Annotated in this window: 21 protein-coding genes; 10 read left to right on the top strand and 11 right to left on the bottom strand. The window is 43.3% G+C overall.

Annotated features, from left to right (window positions below):
• Positions 1 to 227: 227 nt before the first annotated feature.
• A complete protein-coding gene (locus OCV20_RS23920; protein ID WP_017065063.1) occupies positions 228 to 692 on the bottom strand; it encodes a DUF2850 domain-containing protein in 465 nt (154 codons plus the stop codon).
• A 307-nt stretch (positions 693 to 999) separates the two neighbouring features.
• On the opposite strand from OCV20_RS23920, the gene ppnP reads away from it, so the two are divergent.
• Positions 1,000 to 1,281, top strand: a complete 282-nt coding sequence (ppnP, locus tag OCV20_RS23915; protein ID WP_086773959.1) for a pyrimidine/purine nucleoside phosphorylase — start codon at positions 1,000 to 1,002, stop codon at positions 1,279 to 1,281.
• Between the two features lie 204 nt (positions 1,282 to 1,485).
• On the opposite strand, the gene OCV20_RS23910 is transcribed toward ppnP, so the two are convergent.
• A complete protein-coding gene (locus OCV20_RS23910; protein ID WP_086773958.1) occupies positions 1,486 to 2,358 on the bottom strand; it encodes a pirin family protein in 873 nt (290 codons plus the stop codon).
• Between the two features lie 158 nt (positions 2,359 to 2,516).
• Here OCV20_RS23910 and OCV20_RS23905 point away from each other — a divergent pair, with 158 nt between their 5' ends.
• Positions 2,517 to 2,801: a hypothetical protein gene (locus OCV20_RS23905; protein ID WP_086773957.1), complete on the top strand. Its 285-nt coding sequence runs from the start codon at positions 2,517 to 2,519 to the stop codon at positions 2,799 to 2,801.
• Between the two features lie 25 nt (positions 2,802 to 2,826).
• On the opposite strand, the gene OCV20_RS23900 is transcribed toward OCV20_RS23905, so the two are convergent.
• Entirely contained in the window at positions 2,827 to 4,017 is a 1,191-nt protein-coding gene (locus tag OCV20_RS23900; protein WP_086774004.1) for a GGDEF domain-containing protein, read from the bottom strand.
• A gap of 302 nt (positions 4,018 to 4,319) precedes the next feature.
• Here OCV20_RS23900 and OCV20_RS23895 point away from each other — a divergent pair, with 302 nt between their 5' ends.
• Positions 4,320 to 4,658, top strand: a complete 339-nt coding sequence (locus OCV20_RS23895) for a DUF1840 domain-containing protein (RefSeq protein ID WP_048610005.1) — start codon at positions 4,320 to 4,322, stop codon at positions 4,656 to 4,658.
• 177 nt (positions 4,659 to 4,835) lie between these two features.
• On the opposite strand, the gene OCV20_RS23890 is transcribed toward OCV20_RS23895, so the two are convergent.
• Positions 4,836 to 5,618 carry a hypothetical protein gene (locus tag OCV20_RS23890; RefSeq protein ID WP_086773956.1) on the bottom strand — a complete coding sequence of 261 codons (783 nt, stop codon included), beginning with the start codon at positions 5,616 to 5,618 and terminating at the stop codon, positions 4,836 to 4,838.
• Positions 5,619 to 5,987: 369 nt separating this feature from the next.
• Here OCV20_RS23890 and uhpT point away from each other — a divergent pair, with 369 nt between their 5' ends.
• The 5 genes from uhpT to manA all read left to right on the top strand — a co-directional run bounded on the left by uhpT (position 5,988) and on the right by manA (position 12,455).
• Positions 5,988 to 7,382 (top strand): hexose-6-phosphate:phosphate antiporter, encoded by a 1,395-nt coding sequence (uhpT, locus tag OCV20_RS23885; protein ID WP_048610001.1) that lies wholly within the window; start codon positions 5,988 to 5,990, stop codon positions 7,380 to 7,382.
• Positions 7,383 to 7,529: 147 nt separating this feature from the next.
• Positions 7,530 to 8,138, top strand: coding sequence for a response regulator transcription factor UhpA (gene uhpA / locus OCV20_RS23880; protein ID WP_048609999.1), 609 nt, complete (start codon positions 7,530 to 7,532; stop codon positions 8,136 to 8,138).
• Positions 8,139 to 8,176: 38 nt separating this feature from the next.
• On the top strand, positions 8,177 to 9,634 hold the full coding sequence (gene uhpB, locus OCV20_RS23875; protein WP_238382722.1) for a signal transduction histidine-protein kinase/phosphatase UhpB: 1,458 nt from the start codon (positions 8,177 to 8,179) through the stop codon (positions 9,632 to 9,634).
• A gap of 8 nt (positions 9,635 to 9,642) precedes the next feature.
• Positions 9,643 to 10,983, top strand: coding sequence for an MFS transporter (gene uhpC / locus OCV20_RS23870; protein ID WP_086773954.1), 1,341 nt, complete (start codon positions 9,643 to 9,645; stop codon positions 10,981 to 10,983).
• A gap of 266 nt (positions 10,984 to 11,249) precedes the next feature.
• Entirely contained in the window at positions 11,250 to 12,455 is a 1,206-nt protein-coding gene (gene manA / locus OCV20_RS23865; protein WP_086773953.1) for a mannose-6-phosphate isomerase, class I, read from the top strand.
• 115 nt (positions 12,456 to 12,570) lie between these two features.
• Here the strand turns inward: manA and OCV20_RS23860 are convergent, their stop codons facing one another.
• The 3 genes from OCV20_RS23860 to OCV20_RS23850 all read right to left on the bottom strand — a co-directional run bounded on the left by OCV20_RS23860 (position 12,571) and on the right by OCV20_RS23850 (position 17,287).
• Positions 12,571 to 15,258 (bottom strand): hypothetical protein, encoded by a 2,688-nt coding sequence (locus tag OCV20_RS23860; RefSeq protein ID WP_086773952.1) that lies wholly within the window; start codon positions 15,256 to 15,258, stop codon positions 12,571 to 12,573.
• A 256-nt stretch (positions 15,259 to 15,514) separates the two neighbouring features.
• A complete protein-coding gene (locus OCV20_RS23855; protein WP_086773951.1) occupies positions 15,515 to 16,033 on the bottom strand; it encodes a GNAT family N-acetyltransferase in 519 nt (172 codons plus the stop codon).
• 102 nt (positions 16,034 to 16,135) lie between these two features.
• A complete protein-coding gene (locus tag OCV20_RS23850) occupies positions 16,136 to 17,287 on the bottom strand; it encodes a DUF5666 domain-containing protein (RefSeq protein ID WP_086773950.1) in 1,152 nt (383 codons plus the stop codon).
• An 84-nt stretch (positions 17,288 to 17,371) separates the two neighbouring features.
• Between OCV20_RS23850 and OCV20_RS23845 the strand changes: the two genes are divergently transcribed.
• Together OCV20_RS23845 and OCV20_RS23840 are read left to right on the top strand one after the other, a co-directional pair.
• A complete protein-coding gene (locus OCV20_RS23845; RefSeq protein WP_086773949.1) occupies positions 17,372 to 18,040 on the top strand; it encodes a response regulator transcription factor in 669 nt (222 codons plus the stop codon).
• The gene (locus OCV20_RS23840; protein WP_086773948.1) at positions 18,012 to 19,283 is read left to right on the top strand and encodes a sensor histidine kinase; all 1,272 of its coding nucleotides are present in this window, start codon (positions 18,012 to 18,014) and stop codon (positions 19,281 to 19,283) included. The genes OCV20_RS23845 and OCV20_RS23840 overlap by 29 nt, the downstream gene beginning before the upstream one ends.
• 82 nt (positions 19,284 to 19,365) lie before the next feature.
• Here the strand turns inward: OCV20_RS23840 and OCV20_RS23835 are convergent, their stop codons facing one another.
• The 4 genes from OCV20_RS23835 to OCV20_RS23820 form a co-directional block, all read right to left on the bottom strand.
• Positions 19,366 to 19,623 (bottom strand): HP1242/YdcH family protein, encoded by a 258-nt coding sequence (locus tag OCV20_RS23835; protein WP_009846137.1) that lies wholly within the window; start codon positions 19,621 to 19,623, stop codon positions 19,366 to 19,368.
• A gap of 467 nt (positions 19,624 to 20,090) precedes the next feature.
• Entirely contained in the window at positions 20,091 to 21,080 is a 990-nt protein-coding gene (trhO, locus tag OCV20_RS23830; protein ID WP_086773947.1) for an oxygen-dependent tRNA uridine(34) hydroxylase TrhO, read from the bottom strand.
• Positions 21,081 to 21,346: 266 nt separating this feature from the next.
• A complete protein-coding gene (locus tag OCV20_RS23825) occupies positions 21,347 to 21,778 on the bottom strand; it encodes a GNAT family N-acetyltransferase (RefSeq protein WP_086773946.1) in 432 nt (143 codons plus the stop codon).
• Between the two features lie 75 nt (positions 21,779 to 21,853).
• Positions 21,854 to 22,189 carry a 5-carboxymethyl-2-hydroxymuconate Delta-isomerase gene (locus OCV20_RS23820; RefSeq protein ID WP_086773945.1) on the bottom strand — a complete coding sequence of 112 codons (336 nt, stop codon included), beginning with the start codon at positions 22,187 to 22,189 and terminating at the stop codon, positions 21,854 to 21,856.
• Between the last annotated feature and the right edge of the window lie 119 nt (positions 22,190 to 22,308).

The following is a 22,308-nucleotide window of genomic DNA, read 5'->3' as shown; positions in this document are numbered from 1 at the left end:
CTTAATGAATGAGAGGCTGAGTCCATGTTTTATAAAATAAAACATCCTTCAGTAGGAAAATCTCACAAGTGAAAATTCACGACATGAAGTTATGAAAAGGTGCGACAAACTATAAGAAAATACTGTGGATTGAAGCAGAATCACAAAGTGAAGTATGTTGAGCTAGCGTGTTCGATCGACGAGTAAACTTGAAGGCGAATGCAGTTTGGAGTAGGGAGAAGCGAGGTTTATCTTTTGAATTGCTCTGCTAGGGAAGCACGTCGTTGTTGCATGACACTATGGGTATCACCAGTCGCAGTATCTTCGTAGCCTTCTTTAATAAATTGCTGAGATGGCACGCTTGGCTCTAATCGCTTCAAGCGAGGCGAATCGTAAGTACCACTGATGGTGTAAACGGTGGTTCCAGAGCCAGTGTTGATCGTGACGATCTTACCGTCAAAATCGAATGAGGTAGTGATAAGACGATGATTCATCATCACACCGTTTTCTGAAAGTGTCAGGATATCGGTGTTGTAAGGTGGCGCCGCAATCTCTATCCATGTGCCATAGACGTTGCTTGGGCTGACAGATTGCTGGTGGGCTTGGTAAGCAAAATAGCCGGCGGTGAGGGCAACCATAAAGCCAGCTAATAGGAAGCCGTAGAGTAACGAGTTGGCAAATAGATCTCTGCTTTTAGTCGGCTTTTTTGCCATTATCTCTTCATTTTTCGACTGATATTGTTTTAGATTCTATTAACTAAAACCTTAGTTTGCAAAAATTGTTCTAAGAGTTAGAAGCAGGATCGAATGTTCTAATAAATGTGGTTGCGTTAGTGGTTTTTAGCCTTGCTCCCCAGTATTTACGTTATCAATGAAAGCGAATTCCAGAAATGCTTAAGCTATGCGTATTTATTTCTTGTAGGAAAGTCTCGAATTGGTTAAAACAATTATCACCTAAATTTACGCATAGGCTTACTCGGTGAGCTCAATAATTGCAATTTGAAGATAACAAGGAAGTACAATGATTAAAGAAAACACATACTTTGAAGGTGGCGTTAAGTCGTTAGCGTTTAACCAGTCTGGTGCTGATGTGAGTGTTGGTGTAATGGCAGCTGGTGAGTACACGTTTGGTACTGCGGCTCCAGAAAAGATGACCGTTGTTAAAGGTGCTTTGATTGTAAAGCGTGTTGGCGATGATGACTGGACGACATACCAATCTGGTGAGTCTTTTGACGTTGCGGGTGACTCTTCATTCGACCTACAGGTAAGAGAAGCGACGGCTTACCTATGTGAGTACTTGTAATCAGATCTAAATTTGTTCAATCAGGGCATCGTTTGTCTCTGATTGAATAGAAAAAAACCACGCTCTAGGAGCGTGGTTAAATAAGTGATAGTAACCGGCAGTGGATAGTGTCACTTGTTTTTGTAGTCATCAAATGGATGACCAAATCGTTGTTCGTTGCAAAATCTCTTCAATCTTCAAAGCTCAAAGCTCAAAGCCAAGACATCAGTAAGTCTCAAACACACCGTTGTTATAGTCTTGAATTGTCTGTTCAATCTCTTCCATCGAGTTCATGACAAACGGACCATAGTGCACAACAGGTTCATTAATCGGTTCACCAGAAAAAATCAGTACCCCTGAATCTTCCAAGCTACTCAAAGACAGCAAGTCAGCTTTGGTGAGCAGGGCAAGTTGACCTTGGTTGAGCACTTTGTCGCCGATTTTAATACTACCCTTGTACACGTAAGTCATGGCATTGTGATTAACATTAGTCCCTAACGTGACTTTTTGCCCAGAATGAGAGCGCCAATCCGCAACGCTTAATGGCACACCTGTTTTCTGTAATGGACCCTGCGCTCGTAAAGCCTCTGAATCATCGTCAGTTTGGTTGTGCAATTCAAACTCTCCAGCAATCACTCTTAACAAACCACTTTGTTCATTTTGATGTTCCGCGATGCTTTCACTTTGATAATCGTGATACTGCGCCGGTTGCATTTTGTGTGTCGCAGGTTGGTTTATCCAAATCTGAAAACCATGCAGCGCACCTTCTTCCATCATTGGCATTTCGCTGTGAATGACACCACGGCCTGCGGCCATCCATTGAGCGCCACCGCTGCGTAGCTCTCCAACATTCCCCATATGGTCTTTGTGTTGGAAGTGACCTTGGAGCATGTAAGTGAGCGTTTCTATCCCACGGTGAGGATGTGGAGGAAAGCCGCCAACATAGTCTTTGCTTTCATCCGATTTAAGTTCATCAATCATTAAGAATGGAGAGAAACGTGCGTTATTAAAACCTGCGAGTCGTTGGATTTTGACGCCATCACCATCTGAGGTGGCATGTGCTGCAATCACATGATCTACTGCTCTTACATTCGTCATTTTGAAACCCTCGTAAACTTGAATAGCTGTAGTTTATGTAATTTGATTTAAAAAGAAGATGGCACAACGTTGAGTGACTTATTCGAAAATCTTGAACAGGTCACAATATGAAAATATGTCTATACTTGAATAGAGAGTAGACCGCCAAGGAGGCCGCTATGGCAGTTCAGCAAAAACATGGCGAAAGGCATGGTCGGATGGGTTTTGATAACGACTTTACAACGGAGCAAAGTCAGCGTTTTACAGAGGTTGCAAACAGTGCCGTTAAACGCCGCGTGAAAAAACGTGAGATAGAAGCGCCGTTTATTCAGTCAGCTAAGCAAGCCGCTTTTAAAACCGTGGTGAGGCGACCTAAAGGGAGTAACCCAAACCGAACACGTCAAGTCATATGGATTATTATGATCGGGTTAGTGAGCCTTTGGCTTATGTACTTTGCAGGTTAGCAGCGCCGCTCAGTTATAGGCATGGCTAGCGTTGGCGCGTTTTTAATAGCGTCACATTGCTCCCTTCGATCTTCGCTTCAAAGCAATCTTCAAGCTCAGATGAATCCGGTGCTGAGCTAACAAGACTCGTTGGTAGTTCTTCTATCAAAGTCGATACTGGGTTGTCGTGATAATAAGCGTAACGGTTTTTTCCTGAATGCTTGGCAACATACATCGCTTTATCAGCACATCTCGTCAGCTCATGTAATTCTTGGGCATCTTGCGGATACAAAGCAACCCCAACACTTAACGTCAATTCCTTGATTCTCTCGTTTGTTTGGCAGCCGCTTTCGAACAGTCCGCAGATCCTATCTAGAATGCCGTCTAGATCTTTACGAGTTGGTACATCGTAGAGCATCAGAACAAACTCGTCTCCAGCAAAGCGCGCGATGGAATAATCGTATTCATGGCTTTTTCTGTCTCTGGTTCGAATGTTGTTGCTCAAGCGATTGGCAAAATGCTGTAAGACACTGTCTCCCACATCGTGCCCGTAGCTGTCGTTAATGCCTTTAAAGTCATCAATATCTAAAAAGACCAATGCCGTAAGTGACCGCTCACTATCGACTGTGGCTAGTTTTTCTGTCGCCCAGCGTTCAAAGCTCCAACGGTTTGCCAAGCCGGTTAGCTGATCTCTGTAGGCGAGATCTTCAATGCCTTCTTTATACAGGCGTTGAATATAACTGACGGCTTTTGTGTAGTAATAGGCGGATGTGTGGCACACCAAACTCATGGTAAATAAGCTAAGGACAAATCTGTGTGTGCTGTTAAATGGTAAAGAAAAGTTGCTAGGCATTGCTGTGATCAAGGTGCTGATGAACAGGCAAAACGAGGTGCTGAAGATAATGCCAATTCGGAAATCATTAATGAAAATGACCGCGGCCAGAATTGGGTAGAGCCAAAGTATGCGATCGGGGATGGCGTGACTGTACAAGAATAGGATGACGCCCTGAACTAGAAGAACACCACTCAGAATCAATTCGGAATACTCAGGATTGATGACTTTTCTTACATATAAAGCGTTAGAGATGGCAATGATGGCGAAGCACAATTCGAACATTGACAACGTGTAATGCTCGCCTTGGAAGTAAGCCCAAGTATAGAAAATGAATAACGCAGCGGCAGTCAGTGAAAAGGAATGGACAATTTTTTGCTTGCGGGTGGATCGTATGTCCGCCATTTCTTCTAGGTGTCTGCCGACGAGCCTTTTCATGTGATTTGTGCCAAAGTTTTTGATAATGGTGTTAATAGTAGATTAAATAATAGTCATTGCGGAGTGTTAGTCGTCTTTTTAGTGTGACTACTATCAAGGTTTCATATTAAATCGATGTGACTCATAATAATTGTTGATGTGTGTCACTGAAGGTGCAGAGTTTTCTGATGACGAGCGAGGTACTTGGAGCGATTTGAATATTATCTACTTGCTTTCCAGTGAGTTACTCCACATAGTTTGTAAACGACCAAAATTAAGAAAGGCTCATTATGTTAATTACCTTTAGTTGTAAAGCTCATGCTAGCGTCACGATGTTTGGTGAAGTTGGCCTTCAGTTCATCAAGATGCTTGGGCATAGCGGCTCCATCCCAGGTGCTATGGATGCTTCAGAGGTTCCTCAAGCTCTGGATAATCTACGTGCTGCGATTGCAGCAGAGCAGAGCAAGCCCGTAGAGCAAGAAAATACTGATGACGACAATGAAGAAGAGGTGGTTGAAGCACCTGTTAATATTGGTAGCCGAGCGTTCCCACTGGTTGAATTATTAAAGGCCGCCATCAAGGATGAGTGCGAAGTGATGTGGGAAGACGGTAGCGGTAAACGACTGTAGTACAATGCACGCGAAACGTAACAAGCCTATTGAATCTATTTTAATAAGAATGAATGTGAACCAGTATCGGACACACCATGGAGTTTGATGGTGATGAACCGATACTGGTGTTTTATTTGATCTGCGATTTAGAAGTTAATAACTAATAATTAATAACGAACCGCTCATAACGAAAAGCTAGCTGGCTTTGTTAAATCGAATCGATTGTATTTTCTTTTCACTACCATCTAGGTAAGCGTAGCTTTCTAAGATCCAAAGCTGGCTATTGAGCATTCCCAATTCAATGCGAACATCAGCACTATTTACACCCTCATAGATGACATCTTGGATGTTAGTTGGATAAAAATTGTAACGATTATTTTGAGATTGAGGCTCGCCAGCAAAGTTGACATTCACCTGGGTAGCTTGGTTAGTGACATCCATTTGGTAGCCTTGAGCTTCATCGTAAGAGAACTGAGCCGTTAGGTTGACTCCTTGTGAATTAGCTACGCTCACCTCTGCTTGACTAATGCTGTTCAGTTTTCCTGTCGACTCTAAGTCCGAGATAGTATCCAGAGTGTTAACGTGATTGTGGATAGTGACATCCCATTCGCCAATGAAATTATTGAGCTCTTCCCAATTTTGTTGCTTCGTCTCTGTGGGTGCTGCTGTTGCTGCTGCGGCGTTCACGTTGGTATGCGCAATGGCTTCGTTACGGCTATCGTGACGGATGTTGTCTCGATTACTTCTAATGTCGTTACCTGCACCTGCGACCCCGCCGGCTACTCCGCCGACAACGGCACTTTTCATTGCTAGCTCAGCATCACCAGTTAATGCACCTATCGTGAGCCCTAACAGTGCGCCACCGACTGCGCCCTGCTTGGTGATCGCATTGGGATCATCTTCACCAGGTGTCACACATCCAGCAAGTAGTGGAAGGCTAATAGCAATCGCAAGTGATGATTTGACCATTGAATTCATAGTTGGAACCTAAAAATGTGTTTATAAAAGGATCCAAACTTTATCAATGCAATGTCAGGCAACCATTATGAATAATGCTTTGTTTGTTGCGAAGTGTTTCACTTGTTTCTGTTTATTTACAAGGTTCGTCAGCCTTGAAATGAGTGACTTTTGTTATCGTAATATCAATCCATAACAGACCGTAAACAAAGTGATGCTGTTCACGCTTTCTTGACTCCCGATTCTGAACTAAGAATTTTTCCTAGTTATTCTAAGACCCTCTCTCATGCGGTCGATTTTTAGACTCCTTATTATTTCCCTGTCAAATAACAAACAATGCATGGTCGCAATTATGCCGTGCAGACCTCATAAATAATAAGAGAGTTCACAATGTTAAAGTTCCTAGATCAGGTTCGAAAACCGACGCTGGATCTTCCGGTCGAAACTAGAAGAAAAATGTGGTTTAAGCCATTCCTACAATCTTACCTCGTCGTGTTCATTGGTTATCTAACCATGTATTTGGTCCGTAAGAACTTCAATGTCGCACAAAACGACATGATTTCTACTTATGGGTTATCGATGACGGATCTAGGTCTTATCGGTCTGGGTTTCTCTATCACTTACGGTATCGGTAAAACTGTTGTTTCCTATTATGCCGATGGTAAAAACACTAAGCAGTTCCTACCATTCATGCTTGTCCTTTCTGGTATTGCCATGTTGGGCTTTAGCTTCAGTATGGGCGGCGGCAGCGCTAGCTTATTCTTGATGGTTGCCTTCTATGCGTTGAGTGGTTTCTTCCAAAGTACCGGCGGTCCTTCAAGCTACTCGACCATCACTAAATGGACGCCTCGTAACAAGCGTGGTTCTTATTTAGGCCTTTGGAATATGTCGCACAACGTGGGTGGCGCAGGTGCGGCTGGTGTTGCTCTGTTCGGCGCTAACTATCTATTTGATGGCAACGTGATCGGTATGTTCGTGTTCCCATCAATCATCGCGATTGTCGTGGGCTTTATTGGTATGCGCTTTGGTAATGACTCTCCAGAAGCCTACGGTCTAGGTACGGTTGAAGAGTTGTTTGATGAAGAAGTCAGCGAAGAAGATACGGCTGCTGAAGAGAATCAAATGACCAAAAAAGAGATCTTTGTTGAGTACATTCTTAAAAACAAAGTGATCTGGTTGCTCTGCTTCGCGAATATCTTCTTATACATTGTTCGTATCGGTATCGATCAATGGTCTACCGTTTATGCGTATCAAGAGCTAGGTCTATCAAAAGAAACGGCGATTTCAGGCTTCACGCTGTTTGAGGTTGGTGCACTGGTCGGTACGTTAATGTGGGGTTATCTGTCAGACCTTGCGAACGGACGCCGTGCTTTGGTTGCTTGTGTGTCGCTTGGCCTTATCATCGTTTCTCTAGAGTTCTATCAACATGCAACTAGTGAGTTCATGTACTTAGCATCACTGTTCGTACTTGGCTTCCTAGTGTTTGGTCCTCAGTTGCTGATTGGTGTTGCTGCAGTAGGTTTCGTGCCTAAGAAAGCAATCAGTGTTGCAGATGGTGTGAAAGGCACATTTGCTTACTTAATTGGTGACAGCTTTGCCAAACTTGGCCTAGGTATGATTGCAGACGGCACACCTATTTTTGGCTTAACGGGTTGGAAAGGCACGTTCGCAGCGCTTGATACGTCAGCTGCCATTTGTATCGTGTTACTGCTCTTCGTTGCGGTTGCGGAAGAGAAGAAGATTCGCCACGCTAAGAAAATGCACTTAGCGTCTCAAAACGCGTAGCGAGTCTCACGTGCTTTATCTGATTAAAGCACGTGAGATCATACCAATCGTTAGTTCGATTCAGTATCATCTCTATCAATAAACTTAATTTTAGATAGCTCCTGTTGGGGCTATTTTTCTTTCTTACTCTTAATTTTGGTTAATATCATGATTAATGTTGCGCTTGTTGATGACCACGTCATTGTTCGATCTGGCTTTGCTCAATTACTCAGTCTTGAAGCTGATATTACGGTCGTGGGTGAATTCAACTCTGCGGCAGAAGCGCGCCTAGGACTGCCAAGCTGTCACCCTGATGTCGTGATCTTGGATATCTCAATGCAGGACGAAAGTGGCCTGAGCTTATTGGAAGAGATTCCATCTGGAATTGCCAGCATCATGTTGAGCGTTCATGACTCTCCGGCGATGGTTGAGAAGTCATTAGAGTTAGGAGCCAAAGGTTATCTCAGCAAGCGCTGTAGCCCTGATGAGTTAATCCAAGCCGTACACACGAGCGCAAATGGTGGCTGTTATCTCACGCCTGATATCGCCATAAAGCTTGCGACACCCATGAAGAATAAAGCCTCTTTAAATCAGCTCACCCGCAGAGAAAGCGAAGTGTGTCAGTTATTGGCAACAGGGCTCGATGTAAAATCTATCGCTGTTGAGCTAGGGGTTAGCCATAAAACGGTGCATGTACACCGTGCCAATGCGATGGACAAACTCAATGTTAAGAACAACGTCGAGTTAGCGAAACTGTTTACACAAGACCAGTTCTAATGCGTTCTTACCTAGCCACCTCCCTGTGTGGGGTTTTTATGGCTGGCTGTGCATGGTTCTGTTTATGGGTTATTGCCTTCTATTTCATTAATGACCCTGAGTTAGCCATTCTGCTTTTCCCGTTTTCACTTCGACTGGGAATGACGTTGCACACTCGCATTCACTATTGGCCTGCTATCTATATTGCAGAGTGGGGGCTTGCGATCGCTTTAGCTCTGCTGCTTGATGAACCTCAATGGCTGACGATACTCATCGCCAGTGGATTGAGTATTCCTGCCACGCTAATTGCCAAGCGTTATTATTCTGGTGACCAAAATCGTCACTTGTTAGTGATGGCGAGCTTAATCATGGTCACAGCATTCATTAACGTTGCCGTGGTGGGTTCTCATGTTCCGGCTGTTTACATGGTGTGGTTGGTGAGTATCACTGGCGGATTGATGCTGGTGCCGATGTGTTATCTGGTCTGGAACTATCTATTCCAAAATAAGTGGGCGCCACTGAGCTCTTACTTAATCCATAATGTTGTAGAGTTCAAAATTCGTCACATCGCTTTATACAGTGTGTTGCTGGTGGCCAGTATTTTGATACAAACCAGTTTGCCTGATGAACTAAGGCGTTTCGCCCCATTCTGTATGGCGATCCCTATTATCTTGCTCGCCGTTCGTTACGGATGGCAAGGCGCTCTGCTTGCAACAATGCTAAATAGTGTCGCGTTGATTGCTGCTCACAGCGGCACATCCAAACTCGAAATTACCGACTTGCTCTTGTCTCTATCTGCTCAAACCATCACAGGTATACTGCTTGGCCTTGCAGTTCAAAAGCAGAAAGATCTCAACTCCAAATTGCGAAGCGAGCTTTCCAGAAATCAAAATCTTTCACGTCAGTTAGTTACCGCTGAAGAATCGGTTCGTCGTGACATTGCTCGTGAACTGCATGATGAAATCGGCCAAAACATCACGGCAATTCGTACACAGGCAAGCATTATTAAACGCGTTGATGCCGCTGAGATGAGCGTTCGCTGTGCGGGGACGATTGAGTCATTGTCTTTGAATGTTTATGACACCACCAAACGTCTACTTACAAAACTAAGACCTAAGATGTTGGACGATCTTGACCTAAAAGATTCCGTGGAACAGCTTATTCGAGAGATGGAGTTTTCGGATCACGGCGTTGATATCCAGTTAAATTGGCAAGGTGATTACTCGTGTTTGAGTGACACGCTCAAGGTCACAATCTTCAGGCTGTGCCAAGAATCTCTAAACAACGCCTCTAAATACGCCAACGCGAGCGAAATCAGAATTGAACTGATTCTAGATGCTCAGGCTTATCTTCGGATCACAGATAATGGCGTTGGTTTTACAGCGCAAGATCTTCTCAAGGGAATGGGTGTTCGTGGTATGCAAGAGCGTGTTCAGGCGCTCGGCGGCAAGATGACAATCAACGCTAATGGCTCATTTTCGGGTACTAATATCAGCGTTACATTACCTAAAGTGTGAGAACGAATATGTTTGGATTTCTGCGCTCAACAACGTCAAAGAGTGATGCTCTAACTGATGATGAGGTCAATCAGAGTTATCGCTACTGGCGTCTTCACATCATGATAGGAATGTATGTCGGCTATGCGGGTTTTTACTTCACTCGTAAAACCTTTAATTACGCTGCGCCTGCAATGATCACCGATCTTGGTTTGGACAAAGGTGATATCGGCTTAATTGGCACGCTCTTTTATCTTTCTTATGGCTTATCAAAATTTATCTCAGGCACGATATCGGATCGGTCGAACCCTCGTTACTTCATGGGGCTTGGCCTAATCGCGACTGGTCTGATAAATATCGCGTTTGGCTTTTCGAGTTCGTTAGCGGCTTTTATCTCGTTATGGGTACTGAATGCATGGTTCCAAGGTTGGGGCTGGCCATCGTGTTCCAAGTTATTGACGACTTGGTATTCTCGCTCCGAAAGAGGCTTTCGCTGGGCAATCTGGAATACAGCACACAACGTTGGCGGGGCGCTTATACCTATTCTTGTGGGTTATCTAACGCTGCAGTTCAGTTGGCGAGCTGGGTTTATCTGGCCGGGTGTGATTGGTGTTTTTATCGGTCTTATTGTCTGCTGGCGCTTACGTGACAAGCCCACCACCATGGGACTTCCGACGGTAGGGAAGTGGCGTAATGATCACCTGGAATTAGCGCAAGAGAGCCATGGGCAAGGGTTAAGCTATCGAGAGATCCTGAAAACCTATGTGTTCAGCAATAAGTACATTTGGTTGCTCGCCTTTAGCTATGTGTTGGTTTACATCGTAAGAACGGCAGTTAACGACTGGGGTAATTTATATCTCACCGAAGAACACGATTACAGTTTGATCAACGCCAACGCTGCTTTATCTCTGTTTGAGATTGGCGGTTTTATTGGTTCACTTGTTGCTGGCTGGGGATCGGATAGATTGTTTGGTGGCAACCGAGGCCCGATGAATATCCTGTTCGCGATTGGTATCTTCCTTTCGGTATCGGCTTTATGGCTTATGCCTTTAACCAACTTTGTGTTTCAAGCGGCTGGGCTGTTTTGTGTAGGCTTTTTTGTTTTTGGTCCTCAAATGCTTATTGGCATGGCGGCGGCGGAATGTTCACATAAAGATTCTGCCGGGGCGGCGACAGGTTTTGTTGGCTTGTTTGCTTATATGGGAGCAGCACTTTCTGGTTACCCATTAGCGCTCGTTCTAGAAACTTACGGTTGGAGTGGGTTCTTCATTACCATCTCGACTTGTGCGGCCGTTATTGGCTTGCTGTTACTGCCTTTCCTACAAGCTCAATCACCTCAGAAAAGTGCAGAGGTTCGCTCTGGCTTTTAAGGGGCTTCTTCGTCAATAAGATAGCTGCTAATGGTCCTCTGGTTATTGTGCAGCTATCCTATCTTCAGCGTTTTTTATACGTAGCATTCAAATGTGACTCTTTTCACGCTTTTCATCGATCTCACCTGTTTCTAAGAATTTTTCCTATTGCGTCTAAGACCTCATCTCATGTGGGTTCTAGCTGCTCTCTGTAGTCTTTCTAATTATTTACGTTATTAGAATCAGCTCTCTGAATTGTGTTCAAAGGGCTCACTACGGAAAACGCCATGTCACTCAGCCACTTCTCTGAACACTCATTTTTCCCAATGGAAAACACCATCCAAAATTATGCATGGGGGAGCATTTCTTCGATACGTGAACTGTTTGGCTTTAAGAATGAGTCACAAGAGCCGCAAGCGGAAGTTTGGATGGGAGCGCATCCGAAAGGTTGCTCAATGGTTAAGCTTGACCAACATTTGGTGCCTCTATCTGAGCTGATTAACAAGAATAAACCCGCTTATCTATCAAGCGATATTGCGCAGGAGTTCGGTGAGCTACCTTTCTTGTTTAAGATCTTGGCAGCAGAAAAAGCGCTATCTGTTCAAGTTCACCCAAACAAGCAGCAAGCAGAGGTTGGCTTTGCAAGAGAAGAGCAAGCAAGAATCCCTCTAACAGCAGGGCATCGTAATTACAAAGACTCTAACCACAAACCTGAATTGGTTTACGCGATCACTGAATATCAAGCAATGAATGGCTTTCGAGAATTCGATGAAATATTAGGTTTGTTCAGAAAGTTGGATTCGAGCGAGTTGGCTGGTTTGGTTGAAAAGTTTGGCAACCACCTTGATTCTCTAGGTTTAGAGGCGTTTTTCCGGGATCTGCTAACGTTGAATGACCAATGTAAACAACGTGCATTAGAGCAACTTTTGACTTACGCAGCATCTCATCAAGACCAAGCTGAGTTTGCTTTGGTTACTGAGCTTAGCCATCAGTACCCGAACGATATCGGACTATTTTGTGTTCTGCTGCTTAACTTGATCACACTAAAGCCAGGTGAAGCGATGTATTTGAATGCGAACACTCCGCATGCTTACATCAAGGGAACCGGGCTCGAGATTATGGCGAATTCAGACAACGTGTTGCGCGCTGGTTTAACGCCAAAACACATTGATGTCCCTGAGTTAGTCGCGTGTACAAAGTTTACGCCAATCCCGTTCGAATGCTTACTATTAGCACCCTCAAAATTAGGTCAATGTGATCGCTATGATATCCCGGTCAGTGACTTTGATTTCAATATTTTTCATAGCCCAAAGCAAGAAGAAGTCATCACAAGTGGTGCTGAAATCTTAATGGCAATCGATGATGATTTAACGTTAATGAGTCAGAAAGGTGAACACCTAACACTCACCAAAGGGCAATCGGTATTTATCCCTGCCTATATTGGTCATTACGAATTGAGCAGTAATGGGCGAGTGGCTAGGGCGTTTAATTAGGGGCGTGGTCTGCTGGAAATGCTATCAAGTTTGGTAAATTAATAGGTTGGCTTAAAGATCTAATAAGAAAAAGAACAAGCCAATAAGATACTGGCTTGTTCATACCATCTATCAATTATTTAATAGAAGGTAAGCTAGCTGCTTCCATATTAATCGACATGCCCCAAGAAGATTCTTCACGGGTGGACTTAACTGAACCTCGGTTGGTCACCCAGGTGGTTTGAGTATCAATAGGTCCGTAGTCTGCGAACTGTGTCTCACTTGTTACTTTACATGCTGCAAAAGTACCTGCAGGTACAGTGATTTCCTCTTTACCTAGGTAGGTTTCTTGGTAGTCGAAGGTAGATAGAAAGTCAGTTTGCGCATCGATAATGTCGTCTAGTGAGGTCTCTACAGAAACGGTTCTTAATCCAGGGTACTCAGTTACGAACTCTTCACCGCTGTCTTCGTCCCACCAATAATCAAAATGAGAGGCGAGTGGTGCGTTAGTTGACGTTCCAAAGTCTACCGTTTGATTGATGATTTTTTGGTTATCAGCAATTACAGGAGGCAATACAACTTTAGCCGCGCCCCATCCCAATGAGTCATCAGAGCTAAAGCCCTCTTGGCCTAGATAGTGATCTTCAGAGCTATATGAATACTCATATCCCATTAAAACACCTTCCGAATCTTTGATATCGATACGTGTTTTTTCTAGGCTACCCGCTAGGTCAGAAATCCAACTTGGAAGTCCGGTGACTAACGTAACGTCATTCAGCCAAGAGAAAGTATTCCCAAGGTAGGTAAACTCATAAGTTAGGTTCTGTGATACTGGCTCAGGATCCCATATAGGTGTGCGTTGCACATCGTAAACCGTGACGTCATTAGCTTTAGCAATGAACTCAGCATCCGGTAGCGAGTCAAGACAAGCCTGTAGGCTAAGAGGGTGTAAAGGTTGTGGTGTTAATGCGTTATCCAAAATGAACTGCTTAGTCGCTTCATCAAAAACATAAGCCTCACTGCCTGCATCTTCAACTTCCTTGTAGGTAATACGTACAAAGCCATCGAAAACAGACAAGTAAGCGGAATTATCTTCTTTTTGGTAGTTAGACCATGTAGCTCGCGAGTGGATAGATTCAGGAATCGTAACTTGACGTAATACCTCGCCATTTACTGATATATCTTTCCATGAACCAAGATCTGCTAACCTCGAGAACTGAGTGTTTCCTTCCCACGCTCTTGAATAATAAACAACGGTACCATTAGACAGAAGCTGTGCAAATATTTCAGCGTTTTCTAGGCCTGCCATTGGGATTAAATCATCATGATTGTTAGACGCTGTTTCATGACGATCTGATTCATCGTCAGCAATGGTTGATGCTAAAGTTGCAAGCCATGTATCTGTAACGTCGCCATTTTTAAAGGCGCTGATTCCGTTACATGAGTTATTGAGCGCTTGGTAACGATCTGGATCGTACTCTGCACACCAATCACCCGTGTAAAAGGTAAAAATATTGTCGTAGATATCCGCTACAGACAACTTGTATGCCGTTGTGTTATCTGGGAATTTTAATCCTACTGGCATAATGTGAGACCAAACGTTCTCATCATCCGTTTGATCCATGATAGAACGAACATTGAGCCCACTGATATCTAATTGCTTAGCGCTAGCAACTTCATTAAAAATCGGGCTTCTAGATTCTAGAGTTAAGCTGCCGTCTTTGTTCGGCTTAATGCTGGTTAAGGTATCATCGCTCGCTTCCCAACCGTTTTGACCCAACACCATGCTATTTGTGTCAGGGGTATATTCAAACTCAATAAATTGCTCAGCAAAGTAATCATAAATATAACTGATTTCGGTGACTGAGTTGTCTGTATCCGCTTTTAATGTTCCATAAGCGACCACTAAGTCTGTACCTGTCTCATTCGCACCGCCAAACCAATTGATGCCATCCGTTTTAATGAGTTTCGCAAGGTCGGCTTGCTTAGAGCCTTTATTTGCCTCGTTTTCTTTAATTTTATCTTCAAGATTAGAGTCATCAATGGCGATGTGATCGCGATTAATGCTGCTAGCGATGTCGCTTGGGTTGAAGTTTTCTCCAGCGGCTTCAATATTTTTTACAACTTCGTCGAGGACTCGAGTGACTTCTTCATTAATCAATGCGGTGAGTGCTTCTACAGAAATACCGGCGCCCGCTGCCGTTTCTGATAACGCATCCGTGTTCTCTGCCATGACTGAAGCGGTAACTTGAGCTACGCGGTGTAGGCTTTCAAAAGCCGCTTTTTGTGAATCGGCTAAGTCATTATTGTTTTTGGCTTCGATATAATCTTGCGTTAAGTCGAGTGTTGTTCCCAACTTTTCTTGAATAGCTGTTTTGGCTTCTTCTAACGAAGAACCACTCTCGATTTCATTTTGAATGAGAGTCGTTAATGGACTAATAAATGCCGATTTTGGTGGGGCAGTTAGGCGATAGCTCTTGCTTAGAACGACACCTGGATTATCGGTATCGATGGTTTGTCCGGCAACCACTTCGATCAACAAAGTACCTTGTTCAAGTTGTTCTTGAGTTAGATTATCAATCGTAAACGAACCATCGTCACCCGTTACGGCACTTGGCTCATCCTTATCACAAACTTTATTGCTGTTTAGATCCAAACACGCATTGGCTCCTACCAAATAGCCATCAGCGGCCTTTGCTGTTAAAGACGCTGAAGTCGCTGTTGAACCGCCAGTATCAGTTGTGGAGCTATCCGAACTGTCGCTACCACATCCTGCTATCCCTAGGGCTATTGCCACTGCTAACAGTGAACGTTGACCATTCATGTTAGTTCTCCTATTAAGTTATTGATAAAAATTCACTACTCTGGAATCAATTGGGAGAATGTCATTGATAAATATGACTATTTATAAATTGAACACCATTGGAGAGGAATGTATCAAAACGGCGTGTAGTGGAAATAGCAGGAAAACTTATTCTAGAGACATATCTAATTGGCTGAGTTATATATGCGAGTGATATCTATGGTGAATGTTTAGTGTCTGTAATTTACATGATTATCAATTGGTTTTGTTATATATCTTACTGTATTTTATAAACTTTTAATTTCAACGAGGTAAAGTGAACATCACTATCATCAGCAACGTGATAGCCCAGTGATTGATAAAAGTTAATAGCACGAGCATTACTTTTAAAACTCGATAGAGTGACTTGGCTTCGTTGCTCTTCCATGGCTCTCTTATGTATGAGAGTCATGACTTGCTTGCCAAGCGAACGGCCTTGGTATTTAGGGAAAATGATCAGCAGATGAATATGGTATGCGTTGTCATAAGGCTTAAAGCAGACGAGTCCTACTGTCTCATCTTCGCGATATATCCAATGAAACCAAGAGAGATGGTAATCGTTTAAAAGTCGTTTGCGTTGGAAGTCGTCATCCCAGCCGAAAACGCTATCTACATGTATGAATATACCTTGTTTAACACACGCAAACAGTTCATCGAATTCAGAATTTGAAACAAGTTGGAACTGTATATTTTCTTCTGTTATTGCCACTTTACTCGCTTCCTTATCAAACGCCTTTGAATAAGCAAACAGTAACATAATTGAAGAGGTAGGCTGCACTTTAGGTGTGGGTTGTTTTGATGCAAAAAAGCCACGCGTAGTGCATGGCTTCTATACTTAATATCAAGAATGTTCTATGCGTTAGTCGTTGTCTTCTGCTTCGATCTCGATTGCAATGTACTGACTGTTGACCTTGTAGGCTTCAACCTCAATAAGGTCGCCAATAGCAAGGTTCTCAAAAGTTAGGCCATCTTCAAATTGAGTGTTTTTATTTACATGAATAGTTTGATTACCATGCAATGATGTCATTTCAAAGCTGCTTCCTTCTAGGTAGATGCTTTGCACTGTGCCCTCTAAATCAACGTCGCGTTCAAATTCGATTTTAGTCGCAACATTTCTTCCGTTGACTTTTTTCGTGGTTACCTCAACTTCCGTATCCACTGTTAATTTTGACTTGCTGCCATCTTCGTAACGAGTATTTTCATCTACAAGAAAGTGACCTTTGAAGCTTAATTGAAATGACGATTTATCGTTTGCCACTGAAGTAATTGTACCTTCGATTTCTGTATCATTATCGATTTCGTCAAAATCTTCGACCTCCACTTCATCTGCTTTCAATACAGAGCCTACCATTGAGCCTGTTACTTCAACCCAAAGCCCATCAGCTAACTCTGATTCATTAGAGTCATTGTCAATACTATCGACTGTATACTCGACATTGAGAGCCCCACCTAAATTGAATGTTAGTGTGTTTAGGTTCAGGTTAGTAATCAACCCCTCGACCTCAACCGTTTCGTATTCATCTGATGGTTCAAATTTAACTACAGATAACACTTTGTAACCTGCATTCGCTGTTGGTAAAGAAGAGACCATAACCCAATCGCTATTTTCAATTTCACGTGATAGATCTGTAAAGGTCAATGCGATGCCATTGACTTTAAATGTGCCATTATTATGGTTGGCGTCTGAAATAAGACCAACGATGGTTGGTTCAAGACTAACTTGAGCTCTGCTAGTGTGAGCTGAAGCGCTACGAGCATTAGATGAAATAGAAACCATCATGTTCTTTTCTAGGTCTGCAATTGCCACATCTTCGCCTGCATAGTTCGCACTGTCTACTTGATAGCTATAACCATTCACAACGATGGTGTTGCCAGAAACAGAGTCAATGGTACCTTGAATTGCTGATGGAACTTGCGTGTTGTTATCGTTGCTTCCATTGCTATTGCTGTCACTACCGCCACAGCCAGTTAGAATTAAACCGACAACTGAAATCAGCGCTAACTTTTTCATCTATATACTCTTTATTTAGTTTATTGAGGGTGTATCTTATAAACTCAAACGTGAAGCACTCGTGAAGAAAGGTGAAATAAATCGATGAAAGTTTTGATCGTTGATGACAGCCATAATGTTGCAGAAACCATTGCCGATTATCTAGAGTTAGAAGGGATGGTGATCGATTGTGCTTATCATGGTGAAGCGGCATTGAAGTTAGCGTCTGAGAATTATTATGACGTGATTATTATGGACATCATGATGCCTAAATTAGACGGCATCTCAGCTGTTAGAAAGTTAAGAGAAGAGGTGCAGTGCTCTATGCCAATTCTATTTTTAACCGCTAAAGATAGGTTGGAAGATAAAATCGCTGCCTTTCAAGCGGGTGGAGATGATTATTTGGTTAAGCCTTTCGCCATGCAAGAGCTCAGTTTAAGGCTCAACGCATTGGCAAGCCGAGGGCCACGGCAAGGTATTGGAAAGCAGGTTTTTGCCGATATTACTCTCAACTCGCAGACAGACGAGGTATGCCGAGAAGGTAGGCTTATTAAGTTGAGTCGTATTCAGCTTAAGATATTAAAAGTCCTTATGCGCCATGCACCAGCAATTGTTTCAAGAACTGAAGTGATTGATTCCGTTTGGGGTGATGAATCGCCAAGCAGTGATGCACTGCGAAGTCATATTTATGGCCTCCGCAACGCGCTCGATAAAGGGTTTGAACACTCACGATTAGAGACTATTCATGGACAAGGTTACCGACTCAAAGCATAACGCCTCAAGACACGGCGATTACCCGAGCATCTACCGAAAAATCCGTCGCAGCTTTGGTTTGATGACCTTGGTCATGTTTGGCCTTTTCTGGACAGTTATTTATATCGCTGAAAACCAGATGGAAGTGATCAGCCTGCACCACTGGCTAGACACTGAAGCTAATCGTTATACGTCTGAATATCAGTTGCTTGGCGAAGATGCGTTGTTGCCGAATAAAAATGAGTTTTCAACCTATTGGAGTGAAAGAGAACTGCCCAATTGGTTAGCTCGATACAAAGAGCCCGGTTTCTATGAACATCTGTTAGGTACGGAAGATAAACATTTTTACGTATTCGAACACCCGTCAGGTAAAGGGCTGATGTATATCTTGTTTCAAGATGACGCCGACGACTACCTCGACGAGTATGAATGGAGCCTCCACAACTACACCCTCATACTCGGTGGCTTAACCTCAATCTTCATGGTTTTGTATGGGATCTATGTTGTACGCTCGCTGTCGAGGCCACTTAATCAGATAGAAAAGAAAATAGGGCAAATGCACCCTGAGCAGCCAAGTTTTGAAGTCGAGACGTCTTACGCTGAAACGCGACATATTGAGCAAACACTTTTAGATTCAAAGAATCACATTTCAGGATTTTTTCAGCGGGAAGAGGAGTTCAATCGATTTGCATCTCACGAGCTACGGACTCCGATTATGGTGATTAAAGGGTCGGCTGATCTGCTAACTAAAGTACCCAATCAACCTCCTGTCGCGTTAAAAGCGATTAACCGCTTGCAAGAAGCGAGTGAACAGATGCGAGTGCTGACTGAAATGTTTTTGCTGCTTGGTAAAGAGAGTATCGATGAGCACCATTTCGGTCACTATGACCTGGAAGTCGAAGTTCAGAATCAGCTGCTTGAAATGGCGCCTTTGTTTGCCAAGCAGGATGCGAGTTATAACCTAGACGTAAAAGGGACTGTCACTGTGTATGCGCCAGAGAGCTTTATTACTATTGTGTTGAATAACTTAATTAAAAATGCGTTTAGCTACAGTGTTGGCGATGTTGGAATTGTGGTGACAGGTTCTCAATTAGTGATCACTAACCGTCATGATGGCAATGAGACTTACAATGCTGGCTATGGTTGTGGCCTAGTGATTGTGCAACGAATTTGTGAGCGAATGGGTTGGAGTTTTGAAACTCAAGATGATGGGCTTCAATTTAGTACTTACTTAGACTTTTCAGCGAATAATCAAGTTGGGTAGCAGGTAGTTTAGATTTCAAAGAAAGAACTCTTTGAGAAGTAGAGTAGTGTGGCTAAGTTAGCCACACTAGCATAATGAGTTGTTATACGATCTTAAGCGCGTGATGGCGCGTGAGCTGTTTGTGTAGCGAGTCTTTTAGCTCCATGCGTTCTACTTTGAGGTTGTGCATGCTGTCGTCATCGATAGGGCTGCCAGAGATTTCTAGCTGACGGATGTCGTAGTCGAGTTGGTGGTACTTCTGCATATCTGCTTTGAATTTTTCGTCGTCGTGGTTGAGCTGAACAATGTCTAATTTAAGATCTGGGAAATCTAAGATAAAGGCATGGTTTTCATTGAGCATTGGCACTTCCTCTCTAGTCAAATTTTTAGGGCGTGTTGATCTTTCGAGCTTGTTTTTGCGGCGAATTGCTGGGTATTTCTACAAGGCAGAGGCTTTGATGTGTAGCTAGCCTACATGAGAGGCCGATAACGTAGTAGAAATAACCAGCAAACGCTGCCTGAAGGGTTCGGCTAAAAGCGTTTTACTCTTTGTTGAGGGAGATTTGCTTAGAATGACTAGGCTACTTCTCCCTCGCCGCGATTAAAACGCTTTTATCTCGAACAAAATCTAACCGCGGAAGGTCAACACGCCCTGACAGTATAGAAGTAATTTTTCGAAAGAAATGTGGTTCAAAACACAAAGCCGTAAAGCGATCAAAAAAGGGCGCAAACTCGTAGGATTATCCTCGAACTTGCGCCCTTTTGTATGTATATAGCTAACTATTTATAGTTATATGTTTAGAACTATAAGAGTTTAAAGCAGAAAGTTTACTTTGCTTTCTTGCCAGAGCGTTGCTGCTCTTTGTGTGCAAGCTTCTCTTTTTTGCGTTGCTCGATAAGGTGAGCAGCTTCGCCGCCTACGTGGGTTTCGCCACGAGCATTCGACAGTTGAACTTGCTTTTCACGTTCACGGAAACGGGCTTTCTGCTCTTCGCTGTGCTTATCAATACACTTAGGGCAGCTTACGCCTTTCTCGAAGTGTTCAGAGGCTTTGTCTTCGTCTGTGATTGGCAGGCGACATGCGTTACACACATCGTAAACGCTCTTTTCTAGCTGGTGGTTTACTGCAACACGACCATCAAATACGTAGCAGTCGCCTTCCCACATGCTCTCTTCTTCAGGTACTTCTTCTAAGTACTTAAGAATGCCGCCTTCAAGGTGGTAAACCTCATCAAAGCCTTGTTCTTTCATGTAGGCTGTTGATTTTTCACAACGAATACCGCCAGTACAGAACATCGCGACTTTCTTGTGTTTCTTAGGATCAAGGTTGTCTTCAACGTACTGAGGGAATTCACGGAAGGTTTCTGTGTTTGGGTTTACGGCATTTTTGAATGTGCCGATGTCCACTTCGTAGTCGTTACGAGTATCAACCAGAATCACATCTGGATCAGAAATCAGTGCATTCCATTCGTTTGGTTTCACGTAAGTGCCGACAACATGGCGTGGGTCGATGCCCTCAACACCCATGGTTACGATCTCTTTCTTAAGCTTAACCTTGGTGCGGTTGAATGGTTGTTCTTCGTTGAACGACTCTTTGTAAACAACATCAGCCAAACGAGAATCTTGTTTGAACCATTGAAGAAGGGCGTCGATAGATTCGCGCTTACCTGCAACGGTACCGTTGATGCCTTCACTCGCAAGTAACAAAGTACCGCGGATTTGGTTGGCTTCTAACACGTCGGTTAGTGGCTGGCGAATTTCTTGATAATCATCAAGTGCTACGAATTTATACAGAGCACATACAACATATTGAGACATGGTTTTTCCTTTCTGCGAGCTGGAACGTAAATCCAGAGCGGTTGCCTGTTTTGATCAGAACTGAGTATTTCAACTTAGTTCTGTCTTGTTGGCTTATTAAAATCAGGCGCAGTATAACCAAGGCGGTGCGGGACAAAAACCAACCAAACGTAGGGCTATATAACATCATTTTTGGTGTGGCTTTAGGTGTGGTGAAAAGGCCGTTATTTGATAAGGAATATTAGCTCAAATAAGCAGTGGTGTTTTGTTGTCTTTTGAATACTTGGCTAAGCACTTATGTAGTATCTCATCTCAATGAGTTGATGTTCTCCGACGATTTCCACTTCACGAATGAACTCAAAGCCGAACTTTTCATAGTAACCCTTTAGGTATTGATGGGCGTGGATTTCAATGACTTTGACACCATGTTCAGAAGCGTGATTTAGAAGTGCGCTAACAATTTTAGACGCGATACCAGATCCTCGATAAGGCTGCAGAACCGCAACACGTGCCATGGTTGAGTGTCCTGATTCATCAATGTGCAAGCGTGCCGTCGCGACTAAATTATCTTCATCGGTGATCAGTGCATGATGTGATACTGGGTCTAACCCATCAAGATCTAATACCTGTGGGATACCTTGTTCAACAACGAATACTTGATGACGAATGGACTGTGCTTTCGTTATCAATTCTGGGTTGTTACCAATCACCAATTCCATTTCATTGCTCCATGCTGTTAACGAATGTTTTTATAATCCCCTATTTGTGAGGGGATGTACGCTTGTGATTTGCCTTTAAACTAAGGCTTTTGAATAGCTGCTTGTCTCTATATCGATGATCTCTACGGTCAGCGAAGCATTGGATAGAGTGAGAGCAAGTAATTGATCCAATATGGACTTGGAGAGCATCGCTTTAACGCTTTCGTTACGCCCAGACAAAATACGCACAGAGACATGCACGAAGTCTTCTTTTACTTCGCCGGTTTGGTAATGCTGATAGGCAAGGCTGCGTACTTTGATGTCTTCTCCTGTTGGTGAGAACAACTGAGACTCCATCGCGCCGAGAAACACTTTTTGGTTGAGTTGCTGACTATCAATAGTGGATGAGTGTTCGATAATACAATGCGGCAAACTGACGTCCTTTCTGTGTTTTATAGAGACCTAAAATTAAGGCCAATGTGACTCTCTTGTTGAGAATGACATTGGCCTTTAATGCTGACTGGTGACAGCTTTCTCGGTAATAAGCCGAT

Origin of the sequence: Vibrio coralliirubri, assembly GCF_024347375.1 — a bacterium.
Classification (GTDB): Bacteria; Pseudomonadota; Gammaproteobacteria; order Enterobacterales; family Vibrionaceae; genus Vibrio; species Vibrio coralliirubri.
Note: the sequence above shows the minus strand (reverse complement) of the source record. Positions and strands in the feature narration are given on the sequence as shown.